The 14164-nt window shown below is 46.1% G+C and carries 19 protein-coding genes; 1 reads left to right on the forward strand and 18 read right to left on the reverse strand.

Annotated elements, in window-relative coordinates:
- Positions 1–64 precede the first annotated feature (64 nt).
- From FKP33_RS04425 to FKP33_RS04435, 3 genes are all read right to left on the reverse strand, one after another.
- Positions 65–400, reverse strand: a complete 336-nt coding sequence (locus FKP33_RS04425) for a helix-turn-helix domain-containing protein (protein WP_054795244.1) — start codon at positions 398–400, stop codon at positions 65–67.
- A 155-nt stretch (positions 401–555) separates the two neighbouring features.
- Positions 556–714 (reverse strand): anti-repressor SinI family protein, encoded by a 159-nt coding sequence (locus tag FKP33_RS04430; RefSeq protein WP_127605589.1) that lies wholly within the window; start codon positions 712–714, stop codon positions 556–558.
- 76 nt (positions 715–790) lie between these two features.
- Complete coding sequence (locus tag FKP33_RS04435) at positions 791–958, reverse strand: XapX domain-containing protein (protein WP_127605591.1); 168 nt, start codon at positions 956–958, stop codon at positions 791–793.
- 140 nt (positions 959–1098) lie between these two features.
- Here FKP33_RS04435 and FKP33_RS04440 point away from each other — a divergent pair, with 140 nt between their 5' ends.
- On the forward strand, positions 1099–1896 hold the full coding sequence (locus FKP33_RS04440; RefSeq protein WP_141334017.1) for an exodeoxyribonuclease III: 798 nt from the start codon (positions 1099–1101) through the stop codon (positions 1894–1896).
- Here FKP33_RS04440 and FKP33_RS04445 read toward each other — a convergent pair.
- The 15 genes from FKP33_RS04445 to FKP33_RS04515 form a co-directional block, all read right to left on the reverse strand.
- Complete coding sequence (locus FKP33_RS04445) at positions 1877–2566, reverse strand: GntR family transcriptional regulator (RefSeq protein ID WP_258313373.1); 690 nt, start codon at positions 2564–2566, stop codon at positions 1877–1879. The two genes, FKP33_RS04440 and FKP33_RS04445, sit on opposite strands and share 20 nt — an antisense overlap.
- Positions 2567–2734: 168 nt before the next feature.
- Positions 2735–2941, reverse strand: a complete 207-nt coding sequence (locus FKP33_RS04450; RefSeq protein WP_054795247.1) for a hypothetical protein — start codon at positions 2939–2941, stop codon at positions 2735–2737.
- 52 nt (positions 2942–2993) lie between these two features.
- Positions 2994–3251: a YciI family protein gene (locus FKP33_RS04455; protein WP_127605595.1), complete on the reverse strand. Its 258-nt coding sequence runs from the start codon at positions 3249–3251 to the stop codon at positions 2994–2996.
- Positions 3252–3274: 23 nt separating this feature from the next.
- The gene (locus FKP33_RS04460) at positions 3275–4042 is read right to left on the reverse strand and encodes an SDR family NAD(P)-dependent oxidoreductase (RefSeq protein ID WP_127605597.1); all 768 of its coding nucleotides are present in this window, start codon (positions 4040–4042) and stop codon (positions 3275–3277) included.
- Between the two features lie 59 nt (positions 4043–4101).
- Positions 4102–4620 (reverse strand): aromatic-ring-hydroxylating dioxygenase subunit beta, encoded by a 519-nt coding sequence (locus FKP33_RS04465; protein ID WP_054799067.1) that lies wholly within the window; start codon positions 4618–4620, stop codon positions 4102–4104.
- Between the two features lie 48 nt (positions 4621–4668).
- Positions 4669–6015, reverse strand: a complete 1347-nt coding sequence (locus FKP33_RS04470; protein WP_127605599.1) for an aromatic ring-hydroxylating oxygenase subunit alpha — start codon at positions 6013–6015, stop codon at positions 4669–4671.
- Positions 6016–6516: 501 nt separating this feature from the next.
- Positions 6517–7458, reverse strand: coding sequence for a 3,4-dihydroxyphenylacetate 2,3-dioxygenase (gene hpaD / locus FKP33_RS04475; protein WP_141334019.1), 942 nt, complete (start codon positions 7456–7458; stop codon positions 6517–6519).
- A gap of 13 nt (positions 7459–7471) precedes the next feature.
- Positions 7472–7735 carry a hypothetical protein gene (locus tag FKP33_RS04480; RefSeq protein ID WP_181410041.1) on the reverse strand — a complete coding sequence of 88 codons (264 nt, stop codon included), beginning with the start codon at positions 7733–7735 and terminating at the stop codon, positions 7472–7474.
- A complete protein-coding gene (locus FKP33_RS04485) occupies positions 7732–8613 on the reverse strand; it encodes a VOC family protein (RefSeq protein ID WP_127605605.1) in 882 nt (293 codons plus the stop codon). Before FKP33_RS04485 ends, FKP33_RS04480 begins: the two co-directional genes overlap by 4 nt.
- Positions 8600–9145, reverse strand: a complete 546-nt coding sequence (locus FKP33_RS04490; protein ID WP_141334021.1) for a cupin domain-containing protein — start codon at positions 9143–9145, stop codon at positions 8600–8602. Before FKP33_RS04490 ends, FKP33_RS04485 begins: the two co-directional genes overlap by 14 nt.
- Before the next feature lie 17 nt (positions 9146–9162).
- Positions 9163–9951, reverse strand: a complete 789-nt coding sequence (locus FKP33_RS04495) for an SDR family oxidoreductase (RefSeq protein WP_054795256.1) — start codon at positions 9949–9951, stop codon at positions 9163–9165.
- 13 nt (positions 9952–9964) lie between these two features.
- A complete protein-coding gene (locus FKP33_RS04500) occupies positions 9965–11425 on the reverse strand; it encodes a 4-hydroxyphenylacetate 3-hydroxylase family protein (protein ID WP_141334022.1) in 1461 nt (486 codons plus the stop codon).
- A gap of 2 nt (positions 11426–11427) precedes the next feature.
- Positions 11428–12291, reverse strand: a complete 864-nt coding sequence (locus tag FKP33_RS04505; RefSeq protein ID WP_127605611.1) for an alpha/beta fold hydrolase — start codon at positions 12289–12291, stop codon at positions 11428–11430.
- A 360-nt stretch (positions 12292–12651) separates the two neighbouring features.
- A complete protein-coding gene (locus tag FKP33_RS04510) occupies positions 12652–13878 on the reverse strand; it encodes a hypothetical protein (RefSeq protein WP_141334023.1) in 1227 nt (408 codons plus the stop codon).
- Between the two features lie 78 nt (positions 13879–13956).
- The gene (locus FKP33_RS04515) at positions 13957–14148 is read right to left on the reverse strand and encodes a hypothetical protein (RefSeq protein ID WP_054795259.1); all 192 of its coding nucleotides are present in this window, start codon (positions 14146–14148) and stop codon (positions 13957–13959) included.
- Between the last annotated feature and the right edge of the window lie 16 nt (positions 14149–14164).

Consider the following 14164-nt stretch of genomic DNA (forward strand, 5'->3'; position numbering starts at 1 on the left):
GAAACTCATAGGTTATAGGGGCATTGGTACAACCATTCACTCGCCCGCACCAGCTTTATCTCTATCATTCCTCGGAGCGTTTCTGCCTGTTGCGCCACTTGTTATACTCCAAAAATTCCACAAACTGCTCTTTGCTGATGCCCGAATCCATGGCCTCTCTTACCAGACCAAGCCATTCCTCATCCAACTGCTCATGAGGATGGGGGTGATGTTGAATAAACGTTTCCAGCGGAACGCCCAACACCGCACTAATCTTTTCAAGAAACTGGATCGATGGATTCGACTGGACCTCGCGTTCGATCGAGCTCAAATAGGATTTCGCTACCCCCGCTTTCTCTGCCAATTCGGTAAGGGTAAAGCCTTGTTCCAAGCGCAGCTGCTTGACTTTCTTGCCAATCATGGTAGTGACCCCTTTGTCATCCTGCAGTATAACAATATTTTAACAAAAAATGTTCATAGTGTGGATGATTATTTTTTATATCATAACCATGTAAGCGCTATCAATACAGGTTAAAAAAAATTTGTTTACCTGCGCAGCTTTTTTCTCTCTTGAAGTTAACGTTTCAGCTCATCATCATCTTCGTTTTGTTTGCATTCGCGGAAAAATTGCCGGACTTCCTCCGTGGAAAGCCCTGAATCGCGAGCTGCGATCATCAGGTAGACCCAGTTCTCGTCCAGGTTCTTGTTGGGTACAAGCGTTTGTTTTACGGACATAGCCCGGTCCCTCCAGATTTCCGGTAACTTGACGCACCATACTATTCGTGTCCAAGTTCTATTTTACGCGGGTCTGTCATTTCAACCATTCCAACAAGCGCTGCGTGAGGATACCGCCCAAATATATGCCTACGATGCCCAGTATCCCGGGCAGGACAGGCGGGGCTGGAAGCGGTAATTTGAGCAGCTTAAAAATGCATCCAACGATAAGCCCTGCCAGCAGGGCCAGTATCCATTCTCTCATTCTGCTCACTCCATTATCAACCGACTTGATTTGAAATTCGATGTTATAGATATCATATCCTTTTTACTATCCCTGCAACCGTGGGCATGTCTAAATATGATATACTACTAGAAACGTGCGCTGCAAGGAGATGAACGACAATGAAGCTGGTATCATGGAATGTTAACGGTTTAAGGGCGTGTGTGAATAAAGGATTTAACGACTACTTTACAAAAATGGACGCCGATATTTTCTGTATTCAAGAAACGAAACTGCAAGAAGGGCAAATTCGTCTGGAATATGGTACGGCGTATGATCAGTATTGGAATTACGCCGTTAAGAAGGGGTATTCCGGAACTGCTGTATTAACAAAGATCAAACCGCTTTCCGTACGACTCGGCTTGGAGGAGGATCAAGAACCTGAGGGGCGGATCATCACGCTGGAGTTCGACGCCTTCTATTTAGTCAATGTATACACGCCGAATGCAAGACGCGATCTGTCCAGGCTGGAATATCGACTGGAATGGGAAGACCGGTTCCGAAGCTACCTTCAGCAGTTGGATGCACATAAGCCTGTTATTATTTGTGGTGATCTCAATGTGGCCCACCACGAGATTGACCTCAAGAACGCGAAGTCCAATCGTAACAACTCTGGCTTTACCCCGGAAGAACGAAGCAAAATGACCCAATTGCTGGATGCCGGCTTTATCGACACCTTCAGACATTTCTACCCCGACCAGGCAGATGCCTATACATGGTGGTCGCATATGCCTAAGGTGAGAGAGCGGAATATCGGATGGCGAATCGATTACTTCCTCGCCTCTTCAAGACTTGCTCCCTCCTTACTTGACGCACAGATTGATGCCCATGTTACAGGCAGCGATCATTGCCCTGTTATCCTGACAATCGCAGATAACTTGAACGAGGGTGCCGGTCCGGTCAGCGTTGTGAATCAGTAGCCGACGATCTCGAGCCCGCTGAGTTCGGCACGATTTTCTTTTGAACGAGTGTTGCAAAGGTATGAATATGCGTTTCCATTAATGTCCGTGCACCTACAGCGTCTTTATCTGCAATCTTTTCAATGATCATCTCATGCTCAGTGATTGTACGGTTTAGATTTTGTTCAAGTAAAGGGATGTTGCAAAGGAAAAAATCATTTAAATCCCATTGACTCTTCGTCATACTTAACAGCTTTTCCGATCTGGACATTTTCAAAATCACATAATGCAGCTCCCGGTTCTCATGAAAATACCTATCCCTGGAAAATCTTTCATTAATCACTTTTTCCAGTTGTTCATTGATCAAATATAATTCATTGACCTCCCGGTCTTCTCTTCTTTGTGCAGCCAAATAAGCTGCCATTCCCTCCAGGGCCATAACCGTCAAAAAATGGTCAGCCATTTCATCCTGTGAATACTTCTTTACACGACACCCGGTTTGCGGAACAATTTCAACAAAATACTCCGCTTCCAGTTTCTTTAGAGCATCGATGACAGGACGCCTGGAAACCTCAAGCTCATCTGCTACTTCAACAACCGATATTTCATCCCCAAAAACCCATCTTCCGGACTTCAGGCCATCTTTTATATATTCATAGGTTCGAATGGTTTTGGACAAGGATAGGTCCATTTTATTCACTGCGACGTCCTCCATGTAAAGCTTCTCAACATAATAGGATATTATAACTCTTTATCATAAATTTCTCAAATTAAGGTATTTTATGTCAATAATAGTAAACCGTGTCCTGTAGATCTAAAGAGATCTACGAAGGACACGGCTACTTGTTCATATTTAGCCTTATTTACCGAATGGTTTAGCTAAAAATTCCGTAAACACTTCAGGCTCCTGCCAGGTCAAGCTTTCAAGGGCTAACGGATCGAGTAGAATCGATTGATTTAACTTTGGCGAAGTAATTTCCAACCTCTCTCCGTTTCTTGTATATACCTTCTTAATGAGCACTTGGGTAAACTCATTACCCACTATAATTTGCGGTTCGGCTGGCATTTTCCTCCTCCTTTCTATGAGTTACGCAAGTACAGACTGCTACTGATTTCGCTTAAAACGCAGCGTTCCATTCCTTGTACTCGTAGTCAACAACGCCATTGACAACTAAGGGGTCGGATTCGATAATGGACACAAATTCCTCTTTTGAGCAGTTGTAAACAATACAACCGCCGCTTCCATCGGCAAAGGGCCCGTTAGCCGCTATGACGCCTTTTTCGCGTAATTGTTGATTGCGGTTATTATGTTGTTCAAACCATGTCGGATCGATTTGATCCATCGATTTTTTTATACCTAATTGAACTAACCACATGGAAACCACTCCCTTAACTGGTTTTAAACGATCGTCAATCCTCCATCGGCGACAATCACAGAACCTGTGACAAACGAAGATTCGTCGGAAGCCAGGAAAAGAGCAATATTCGCAATTTCTTCCGGCTGTGCTCCTCTGCCAAGGGGAGTTGCTTCGGAAGCCACTTTGTCTAACTCTGGCAAAACTTCTTCCATGGCCTTCGTCATCGCTGTAATTACATACCCCGGGGCAATGACGTTAGCGCGAATCCCTTTTCTCGCATAGGATGCAGCGACTTGACGCGTAAACGAAATGATGGCTCCCTTAGATGCGGAATAGGAAGGACCGCCTGGACTGTTGATTAAGGCAGCTGTGGATGCTGTATTGATTATAGTTCCACCGCCTGCGCGTAATAGTTCAGCAATGCCATACTTCGATACAAAGAACAACCCTCTTGTATTTACATTTTGAATTTTATCCCATTCTTCCACACTTGTGTCTTCTACCGATATCATAAAGTTTTTATGAGCAATCCCTGCATTGTTGTAAATCGTAGTCAACTTCCCAAAAGCATCCACCGTCTTTTGAATCGCTTGCTTGACTTGTTCTTCATGGGTAACATCGCATTCAATAGCGATGGCTTCACCACCTGCTTCGCTTACTAGCCTGACCGTTTCCTGGAGACCATTCGCATCCATGTCGATGGCCGCCACTTTCGCTCCTTCACGGGCAAAAACAACTGCCGCCGCTCGCCCTTGACCTCCTGCTGCCCCCGTAATAAACGCGACTTTGTTTGCTAATCGATTTGTCAACTTCGGTTCCTCCCAGTGGATTCATATCCAATCTCAGAATCATTGCTGAACCATCAGATTTAGAAAAAGACCGCTATATTGTCCATCCCTAATGTCGTTTGATCGATCAGTATTTCTCTTGTTTTTAATTTAATTTCTTGCCCGGCACGCGTCAGGATGTCGTTACGAACACAAGTAATAAGGCCATATTCAGGTTCGTTACCACGGCTGCGGGTTAGAAGAAGGTAGCTCTTTACTTTAAATTCATGTTCAGCCGTTTGCTCGACACGAACATTATTGATAAACCTTCTTGTACGAGACGGCGGATCTTCCGCCCAAGCAAATTCCGTCTCAAACCGCTCTACCCTTTTCCTCAGAGAAGCAAAGTTCTCCTCAAAGTGATACATATTTCCAATAAAACCTTCTCCGTGTACTCGCTCGCGATTCGTCCTTACAGGCATGATGTACTGAATCTCTTGATCTAACATGTTTAACCATTCCCGAAAGTCCCCGCTGTCCAGTACTTCTGCTTCATTTTGTAGAAATTCCACAATTTCGAAATAAACAGGATTTCCAATTCTAATGCTGGTAGAATGCATGTACTCTCCTCCTCTGCATGTTATTTTCCAATTGGTGTTGAAAGATGATCATTCATTGCTGTCGGTCAATAATTTTTGCCATTGATGCCAAATGTTCAATTGGTTAGCCTCGCTGTAATCCCCTTGATAAACCGTTCCTGGCCCTGGCCAATCGCCTTGCTCGGGCTTTCGATCAATACCCATGCGATAAATAAATTTTAATTTCGATTGCGCTATATATCCCTTGGTGGCCCGAGTAATGTTTTTCCACATTTCCGTATCATCTTGTTCCAGCATACCACTCGATCCAAATGTTCGGACATACGTCTCTCTTGCAAGCTCTTTCCACCAATCGGGTGCTTCTTTCTCGACAAGCACCCAAGAGAAGACTTCCATTTCATGTGGTCCTTTCGGTACCCATTGTCTTAATGTCAAATAGGAACCCGGATGCTTTCCATCTTCCGTTGCCCAAGAGAAATATCCAAACGACATGTTCGGGTATATGTTTCCATGAATATAAGCGAGTCGTCTAAACGCTTTTTGATGTTCAGGTGTTAATTTCTGTTCAATCTTTTCGACGATATCTTGGGGAACGCCGTAGAAAGGCGGAAGCTCATATTCGGGTGGACCGCCGATCAATCCAAGACCATTTCCATTCTCGCAAGAAACATGTACGCCATAGAACGCAAACTTCGGATCCCCACTCGGAACAAGCTTTAATTGCACAGCTGACTGGTGGGTCATAAATGTATGATAAGCATCCCCAACAAAGTTGTCGGCACCTAGCTTCCAGTTCGACTTTACGGTCCAACGCTGTGGTGCTCCGATCACTTCCATGCCCTCATTCGTGTGCTGCAGCATCATATCCAGGTACCACTTCAAGCTTCCCAGCTGCTCTTCTAAAGGAGGAGCTGATTCGTTAAAGGTCCCAAAAATAAGCCCTGCATAGGTGGCGGCCCTCGCCTTTACCAGACTGTACTGACTTTTATCAAAGCCATCACCGAAGGCCTCCTTATGGGCCGGAACTCCGATGAGATCTCCATTCTGTTTAAACGTAAATCCATGGTAAGGACATCTGAAATGGGAAGAGTTTCCCATTTCAGAGCGGCATACAGGAGAACCTCTATGCGTACAAGCGTTCAGTACAATGTTGACGACACCCGCCTCTGAACGCGAAACAATCACCTCTTCGTTTCCAATAAATCTCAAGACATAATCGCCTTTATTCGGTATTTCAGATTCATGAGCAACAGGAATCCAGATTTTGGAAAATATTTTTTCAATTTCCATCTGATGAATTTCGGGATCACCGATGACTCGCGATGAGATATACCCTTCATCCAAATCCAACAAATCTTTAACCTTTGTACCATCCGATAAACAAACATCTTCGCCCACTTTTTTTGGAATTGTCACTTGTTAATCGCTCCCTTCTCTTCATCAACGGTTTACGTTTTGACTTAAGTTCAGATTCTAGAATCTTAAATCGGTTATTAATTTTCTTGGATTCCGATATGGATAGCTGTTCTTTGCTTGCTGACTTTAGCGTGCGGCTTGGTTGAGTGTGTAGAATACTGCTGTGAAGGTAGTGTAAGATAGCGATCGTGCTGGCGGTGGTTCCTGCGCTGGGGTTGCTTGTTGTTTGTTGTTTGTTGAGCAATTGCGAGTTGGTTGAAATACTAGAATATTAGAACGTTTCGGGAGATTGTGTATGCGCTTACAACTTCAATAATTTCATTATACATAGATGGATATAGATAGTCAATATATGACCAACCGGCTGCTATGGCACGACCCCGCTCGGGAACCAATGGAAGAGAAACACAAAGCCCAGCGCCGAACCCTCCTAACGTCTTAATTTTCAGCAAGGAAAACGTAAGAGTGAAATGAACGGATATCTCAGCAGCCTGCTGCCTGTTACAGCCAATTCTGGTTGACCGGTCTTGTTTCCTGGAATCGTTCAGGATGAGCGGCTCCCCACCAAAGTCTTCCTCTGGTGTTGTAATCCTCCCAGGTCCATTTTACAGGCGGCATATCTAGATCCCGTAAATAATCCCCGGTATAAATTTCCATTCTATTCCCATCCGGATCGCGGATGTACAAGAAGAACGCATTGCTCAAACCGTGTCGTCCCGGTCCGTATTCAATCGAATCTTGATAGCCGGCATCAGCCAGCAGATCGGCGGTTCGAATAATTTCAGCCGGCCCCTGCACCGTGTACGCCACATGATGCAATGCCGCTCCGCTTGCTTTCACAAGTGCGACATCGTGCGTACCAGGGAAACGCCGGGTCCACGCTGCGAAAGTTTCTCCGTCCCGCTCCACATATTCAGAAACACTAAAATTCAATTCGTCTCTCCAGTAATTTAATGCCTTGTCAACACTGGCTACACGCAAATTGACATGATCGATCCGCAGCGGTGGAATTCCTTTATCCGTATGAGTAAAACGCATCGGCAATCTTTTTAACCGCCCGGTTTCGTCAAATATATCAATTTGTTGCATGTCGTGGTAAAATTCAATCGGATGTCCGTTCGGTTCCACGATTCGCAATGAAGCACCTTGCCCCGGCTCGGCACCATCGGGTACCCTCGTATACGGAATTCCCAATTTTTTGTGATGGTAAGCCAATCGTTCCAAATCTTCAGGATCCGAAACCCGCAGAGCGAAATGACCTAGTCCACTGTAGCTATTTTTCGTAAGCGTAAGCGTATGGGTATCGAACTCGTCTACCCCCCGCAAGTATATATGCTGCTTGTCAGAATCATGTTCACGAAAGCCCAATACATCAACATAAAATTCCCTGGCCTTTTCCAAATCGGTAACGAAAAGTTCCGTGTGTCCCAGTCGTAAAATCATCCTACTGTCTCCTTCACGCCACATGGGCAATTATAATTTTGGCGAATTGATCTTCTATAATCAAATATTCCGACCATTTATTGGCTAACCAAGCATCCGCACGGGCCGGGTGTCCCAGCACGGCTGCACCAGCAGCCGTACCGGTAACATTACCGTTTCTTTCAAGCACCAAACCGATGTTAGGCCAATCCAATCGATCAAAATGAAAGCGATTACAGTTTTGAGTCCAAATACACTGCGGTTTTGTTTCTCCATGAATTTCAATTAAATGCCTCAAGACCCCTTACCGAATGATTCGACTGGAAATGCCCCCCATGAACTGAATGCGGTCGGGAAATCCTCCCACACTCTATGGGAAATAGCGTGATCCGCTCTTGGCATTTCAGCAGACAGCTCCATTCGGTTTCCGCTCGGATCCATAAAATACGTATACAGATTGCCGCCTACCGAATGTCTTCCCGGACCAACTTCAATTTTATAACCGGCCTGCGCGAGCAAATCTGCGGCCCGCTTCATATCCTCTAAACCGTTTACCTGAAATGCGTAATGATGCAGGGTCGTATGTTCCGGAGTGCCTATCGCAGCCACGTCATGATGGTAATCGGAAGCATGCGTCCACGCTGCTCCCCATATGCCGGGCGCCGGCTCGAACACATCGGAGACGCTAAAATCAAGAGCATCTTTCAAAAATTGCACAAATCCGTTGACGTCCTTGGTATGTACCGTGATATGATCGGCATCCAGCAAACCAAGACCTCTGCTTCCTTTATTGCCCACTACAGGATGAATGTATTTGGGCCGGTGATCCAGAAGTACCAGTTCCATTTGGTGATTCGAGGGGGCCGCAAACCGCAGCGCTGCCTTTTTCCCTGGTTCCGGATCCGTCAAACGTTGACTGGGTACGCCCAGTGATGACAGTTTTTTCTCAAAATAGCCGAGATCCTCTTCGTTCACTACCTGCAGTGCAAAAAGGTCTAAACCTGTTCCACCTTGTTTAATGGCTAGGTCATAGTTATGATCAGCCCCACAGCCGAAATAAACCGTATCTTTCTCTCTTGCAATTTCATGCAATCCGATAATATCGCGGTAGAATTCAATTGATTTTGCTAAATCGATGACATTAATTGTTCCGTTGGCAAATTTAAAAATCCCCATTTCCTATACCTCCTTCATTTTTCACGCTATTATTTTTAAAATATTTTTCAAAACTAACCATCCCTAGACTTTCCCGGCGATTAGCGTCAAGTGCGTCCAAGGCTCTGGAGTTTTCAACCAACAGCATTTGTACTTCAGCAGAATGCGGATTGTAGTGTCGATGCCAAATCCATGGAGGAGTATAAACAAAATCTCCCTTTGACCACGTTACAACCTGATCGCCGATTTCCGAATAGCCTTCCCCTTCGATTACATAATGGACCGATTCATGAACATGACGCTGCAGATCTGAACTGCTGTTTGCCGGTATTTTTTGCAAATAAAATTCCAACGATTTGGCAGGAATATCTACTAAAATTCCAATTTCACTTGGGTTCCCTGTTGCTTGGCTATCAAGCCAAATTGCGTCTTCGGAGTGCACGACCAGACCATCGGAAGAAATTTCTTGATGGTCACGCTGTTTCAACTTTTTTAAATTGGCAAAGAAAGAATTCAGTTTTTGTTCGCTTGTCGGTTTGTTCCCATGATGCATTTCTTTACCTCCCCAGTTCAGAGTGGACTTACAATGGTGAACCCCCCGTCAATAACATGGGTTTGACCTGTTATGAAGGAAGCGTGCTCCGAAGCAAGAAATGCTACGAGGGAGGCCACATCATCCGGCTTGCCGAACCGTCCGACAGGAATGCTCTCCTGGTCTTGCCTAAGAACCTCTTCTAGAGGTATCCCTGCTTGTTTCGCTCTGTAATCAGCGATTTGCCGGATGCGATCCGTATCGATATGAGCTGGCGCAATCACATTAGTTGTCACGCCGTAAGGCCCTACTTCGCAAGCGAGCGATTCTGAAAGCGCTTTAACACCAGCCCGCATTACATTGGACAAGTGAAGGTTAGGCAGCGGACGAATCACAGAGGATGATGTCATATATATTAAACGTCCCCACTGATTTTCCTGCATGCCAGGCAGCACCGCTCTTGTCAGACGAATTGCAGCATCCAGAATTAGACGATAAGAGAAATCCCAATCGGAACTGCTCAAGTTGAGAAAGCTGCCCGGTTTTGGGCCTCCGGTATTGTAGACAAGGATGTCAATGCCGCCCATTTCGGCAATTGCTGCGCTCGCCAATTCATCTACCGAAGCCGGATTTGTGAAATCGGAGGGTTGGTAAAACACTTGCGAACCTGTTTCCCTGTGAATTTCCTGTGCTGTTTGTGGAAGCAGATCCCTTTCAATACCGCTTAAAAATACGGTAGCTCCCTCTTTTGCAAGCCGTTCCGCAATCCCTCTGCCAATACCTGAGCTTGAAGCTGTGACCAACGCTTTCTTTCCTTTTAAATCCATATGCATATCCCACCTATAATTTGCTGTTATTTTCAATCCCATACGATGCAAGCATTTTGTCTACCAGAGCCAAAGGTTCCCGTTTGTCATAACCGGAATATTGTGTTTGAATACGCAGAAACATCGGATCCCCTGCATAGAAGCGCTCATATAATTCATGGCGAGATCCAAAGTCTGAAACAGCAATCTCCGCAGCGGCTTTGAACAGCTTCACTTTCTCTTCGGCTGTCACTTCGGCTCCCCGATAATACTTGCGGACATCACTTGCAATCGGACTATTAAACACATCCACACTTGCCGGTTGATACATCAACCCGCCTGCGACCACAAACTGAATGATCTCCCTGACGCGGGGGTACCAACGGTTACCCGAATTTCGAATCGCATACAAAGGAGTAACATTCGGTAAATAGATGCCGTCAGGACTTTGTTCGCTGGTAGCTTCTGAAGAATGTACCGCTGCTCTAATTAATTCAATATAGGTGGTTATTTCACCTATCATATCCTGAACATGAGGAAATTGATTGGTATTCACCATTTCGGTTGCTCTCATGACGAGTCCAGCCAGGAACTGCAGCTTGGCTTGCAAACGGATAGCGGATTGATGCCCCGTAAATGCGTTTGAATTTAGTTTCCAAATCGTGTTTACACGTTCAACATCCTGATAGATGAACACTCGCTCCCATGGAACCAGCACATCATCAAATACAACTACACTATCCAGTTCATCAAACCGCGAAGCCAACGGATGGTCAAATACGGATTGGCGGACGAAAGACTCTCGGGCAATTAATCGTACGCCGGGGGTGCTTAGAGGAAGCGCGAAGGAAATTGCATATTTGTAATCTTTTTCGGTTGGTTTTCGCAAATGGAACGGCCACACAAGCATCTCATCCGCATATGGGCCTGCGGTAGCCAGCATTTTGGCCCCGCGAACAATAATACCGGCATCCGTTTCTCTTACGACTCCCAGATATGTGAATTCATCCGGCTGTTCAGACGGCGCCTTACCGCGATCTACCTGAGGATCTATCAGCACATGGGTTAAATACAAATCATTTTCCCGTACATATTCAAAATAATTCCGGGCATTATCCGCGTAAGGGCCAAAGAAATCCGCATGGATATACCATGCTGTCAGCATGGCGCTCATAAAATCAGTGGAGCGCCCCATCATCCCAAACGTTTCTTCCGCCCAATCTTTATGCATCAACCGGCGGCGGACCAGATCTTCCTTCGACTTCGGAACAAGAAAAGAGGTACCGATTAGGTCGCCCGTTTTAGGTGATTTCGACAACATATAAGAACGCTTATCCTTTTCCCATTGTGAATCATACAGTCTTGCTATCGATTTTACAGCCGGCGCTACAAGCGGATGGGTTGTTGGATCCTTTACTTGTTCATTGCCGATCCAAGTTTCCGGAGGATTGTCCTTCAACCTTTGTATATAGTCCGTTCCTCTTCTTGCCCCCATGTTTACAATCTTCCTTCCTTAAGAAATCTGTGATGTACGTCATTGAACTCTCCAGGCTTCTCCCATTGCGGCCAGTGGCCGGCTTCGCTGATTACATATAACTGGCTGCTAGGTATCCATGACTTTAATATGAATGCTTCATCAACCGTCCCTGTGGGATCGTTATCTGTCCATAACAGCAAAGTTGGACACTTGATCTTTCCGCACCATTCAGGCCCCCAGGCATAATCTTTCCTGACTTCCCAATCCTGTAGACACACAATATTGTAGACTGCCCTTTTAAACTCCCGTTGGGTATATATCTGATAACGAATGTTCACCAGTTCATCCGTCACAAAACTCTTATCAAGAAACAACCACTCCAACCGCGATCTTACATTTTCATAAGTCGCTTCCACTACAGCGCTAATTGTGGAATCTTTTACTTTCTTCATGACTTCCGGCTTATTGGTAATATTACCGGGAGTGTTTAGAATCACTTTATCGACCAGATCCGGGTAATGAGCGGCTGTCCAAGCCGCGACCCATCCTCCCAATGACTCCCCGGATAGATTGAATTTCTGCAATCCCAAAGCCTCCGCCAGACCAACCAGATGATCACTCAAATAATCGATGGTGTACGGTCTATCAGGTTTGTCACTATATCCGTGTCCAACCATATCGTAAGCGATTACCCTGAAGTCTTCCGACAGTCTCCCTATGTTCCTGGCATATGCTTCAAGATGTCCACCCGTACCGTGAACGAAGATGAGAGGATCTCCTTCTCCTGCTTCCAATATGCGCGTTCTAATTCCTTTTACATTGATATAGTCCTGTTTTAAAGGGACACCCGCTAATTGTGACCACATGCCGACCTTCTCTCCCATGGTTCACCTCATTTTTGGTATACTAGTATCTTAGTAATAGAATACCATAATTTCCTTTTCTATGCAACCGCTTTTTTCTGCTGAACGCGGGTATCGATTAATGCTCTGCTTTGATAACACCTGCTTTCCTTTTGGTATTTTCCTATAGTGAGGCCACATCACCTCCTTATATCTGATATACTAATATCTTAGTTGTTTGTTGTCAACCGGTTTTTGAATTTTCAATTGAATAGAAAGCGCTATAATGAGGCTGAGGTCTGTCCGTTAGCGCAGCAAAGGACTGCCATGTGGCAGCCCTCACGGTATTTAACCAGCTTCTTTGGCGGACATCACTACATAGCGCACAGGGATTACGCCTGCTCAGGGCCGTACCCATTTAGGGCCCTGCCACGTATGGATGTAATACCAGGACTCCCCGTTAGGGGACGTCCATACGCGTGAAGCGGTAATGGTTTGCGGTGTGAAGGTTAGCGCGTTGTTCAGCAACGAACTGTCTACATAAGGCGTATCGAGTGCAATCGATGATTCGGTCAGGTCGAGGCGGGCATTACTCTGCTTCACTCCGAGCTTGGCATCGTTCTCAAAATCCCCTGTCAACTGCGAGGCGATTTCCTTGGCCGGGTTGATCCACTTGCCTGAATCGTCCGCTAGCACGAAGTACCAGCCGTCTCTTCTGCCAATCGCATGAACGGCTTGCGGCTGCTGCTGCTCCGATGGCTCCGCGTAGTAGTCGAAGGGTGACCTGTAATAGTAGAATGGGACGGGAATGTCCAGCTTAAGGTCGACGCTTTCTACACCCTCAAATCCGTACCCATAAGAGTCAAGGTGGATCCATCTCAGTCCTTTCGGGGTATCGATCTGGTACCAGACGCTTGGAGGAACCATGCGCGTCTGCTGAATATACTTCGCGACAGGCTTCACCACCTGAGGAGGCAGCTTTGGCTCGTCAGTCATCGGATTATCGAAGGGAAATAGGTACACCTCGCTCTCCTGAGCAATCGCGATCATGCCTTCGACCGGATCCCCTTTGTATTTCTCGGCAAAATGATACGGACGAATCCATTTGTTTCCAAGCCAGGAGGTCTGGATCAAATACCACTTATCGTTCGCGTTCGTATAGCAGGGGGTGTAAGGATCGCACACGCTGATGGAAGCAACCGCCTGAACCTGTTGCGGAGAAAGTCCATACGCTGTCATTTTCATCGGTGATTCATATATTGGGGTCTCCTGTTCAAGTAAAGTCAGCGTCTGCTCCTGAAGCTCCAGCTTGCCGTACTTGTAGGAGCCTTCCTTCAAGTTAATCCATGCTTCGCCAAGCCACGTCTCAACCCGCACCTTATCCATACGTGTGATGTCAAGCAGCCTGCTGCTTTCGATCGGGGCTAGATGTACCGATTGGAGGGCACTCAGCGCGCCGATGGCCCCATCCGGTCTTGTCTCGCTGCTTGCATACAGCGTAAAGTCGTCAAGCAAGGTTACATAAGGCATAACGCTTGGCGCGGCGAGCTCCTGCTCTGCGTGAGAGAGCTGCGGTCCGGACAGGACGGCCATGGCTGTGGCCAGCAGCAAGATGAACCATTTGGTCATATCACTCACCTCCTTTCCCTATTTAGACGAAAATTCAACTGAAAAGTTACGTGCGGTGTCTCGCACCGTTCAGTCCTGTTATTGCGTTTCGTCTTTCTCTACGACTTCCCAATGAATGCTGATCATCTTATCCACCCAGTTGCGGATATTCATTTCGATCGCTTGTTCGACCTCTTCGTCCATGAGCTCGCCAAGCTTGTTTTCCTCGAGCACGAGTTCATCTACCTTTGCTATTTGACCACCAATAGACAATTCGACTTTAATTCGCATCTACAACCCTCTTTTC

The sequence above is a fragment of the Paenibacillus sp. tmac-D7 genome (genome assembly GCF_006519665.1).
GTDB lineage: Bacteria > Bacillota > Bacilli > Paenibacillales > NBRC-103111 > Paenibacillus_G > Paenibacillus_G validus.

What these genes read in the sequence shown, in the direction of transcription:
- FKP33_RS04425 (WP_054795244.1), bottom strand. Translation starts at nt 400, where the DNA reads ATGATTGGCAAGAAAGTCAAGCAGCTGCGCTTGGAACAAGGCTTTACC.
- FKP33_RS04430 (WP_127605589.1), bottom strand. Translation starts at nt 714, where the DNA reads ATGTCCGTAAAACAAACGCTTGTACCCAACAAGAACCTGGACGAGAAC.
- FKP33_RS04435 (WP_127605591.1), bottom strand. Translation starts at nt 958, where the DNA reads ATGAGAGAATGGATACTGGCCCTGCTGGCAGGGCTTATCGTTGGATGC.
- FKP33_RS04440 (WP_141334017.1), top strand. Translation starts at nt 1,099, where the DNA reads ATGAAGCTGGTATCATGGAATGTTAACGGTTTAAGGGCGTGTGTGAAT.
- FKP33_RS04445 (WP_258313373.1), bottom strand. Translation starts at nt 2,566, where the DNA reads ATGGACCTATCCTTGTCCAAAACCATTCGAACCTATGAATATATAAAA.
- FKP33_RS04450 (WP_054795247.1), bottom strand. Translation starts at nt 2,941, where the DNA reads ATGCCAGCCGAACCGCAAATTATAGTGGGTAATGAGTTTACCCAAGTG.
- FKP33_RS04455 (WP_127605595.1), bottom strand. Translation starts at nt 3,251, where the DNA reads ATGTGGTTAGTTCAATTAGGTATAAAAAAATCGATGGATCAAATCGAT.
- FKP33_RS04465 (WP_054799067.1), bottom strand. Translation starts at nt 4,620, where the DNA reads ATGCATTCTACCAGCATTAGAATTGGAAATCCTGTTTATTTCGAAATT.
- hpaD (WP_141334019.1), bottom strand. Translation starts at nt 7,458, where the DNA reads ATGATTTTACGACTGGGACACACGGAACTTTTCGTTACCGATTTGGAA.
- FKP33_RS04485 (WP_127605605.1), bottom strand. Translation starts at nt 8,613, where the DNA reads ATGGGGATTTTTAAATTTGCCAACGGAACAATTAATGTCATCGATTTA.
- FKP33_RS04490 (WP_141334021.1), bottom strand. Translation starts at nt 9,145, where the DNA reads ATGCATCATGGGAACAAACCGACAAGCGAACAAAAACTGAATTCTTTC.
- FKP33_RS04495 (WP_054795256.1), bottom strand. Translation starts at nt 9,951, where the DNA reads ATGGATTTAAAAGGAAAGAAAGCGTTGGTCACAGCTTCAAGCTCAGGT.
- FKP33_RS04500 (WP_141334022.1), bottom strand. Translation starts at nt 11,425, where the DNA reads ATGGGGGCAAGAAGAGGAACGGACTATATACAAAGGTTGAAGGACAAT.
- FKP33_RS04505 (WP_127605611.1), bottom strand. Translation starts at nt 12,291, where the DNA reads ATGGGAGAGAAGGTCGGCATGTGGTCACAATTAGCGGGTGTCCCTTTA.
- FKP33_RS04510 (WP_141334023.1), bottom strand. Translation starts at nt 13,878, where the DNA reads ATGACCAAATGGTTCATCTTGCTGCTGGCCACAGCCATGGCCGTCCTG.
- FKP33_RS04515 (WP_054795259.1), bottom strand. Translation starts at nt 14,148, where the DNA reads ATGCGAATTAAAGTCGAATTGTCTATTGGTGGTCAAATAGCAAAGGTA.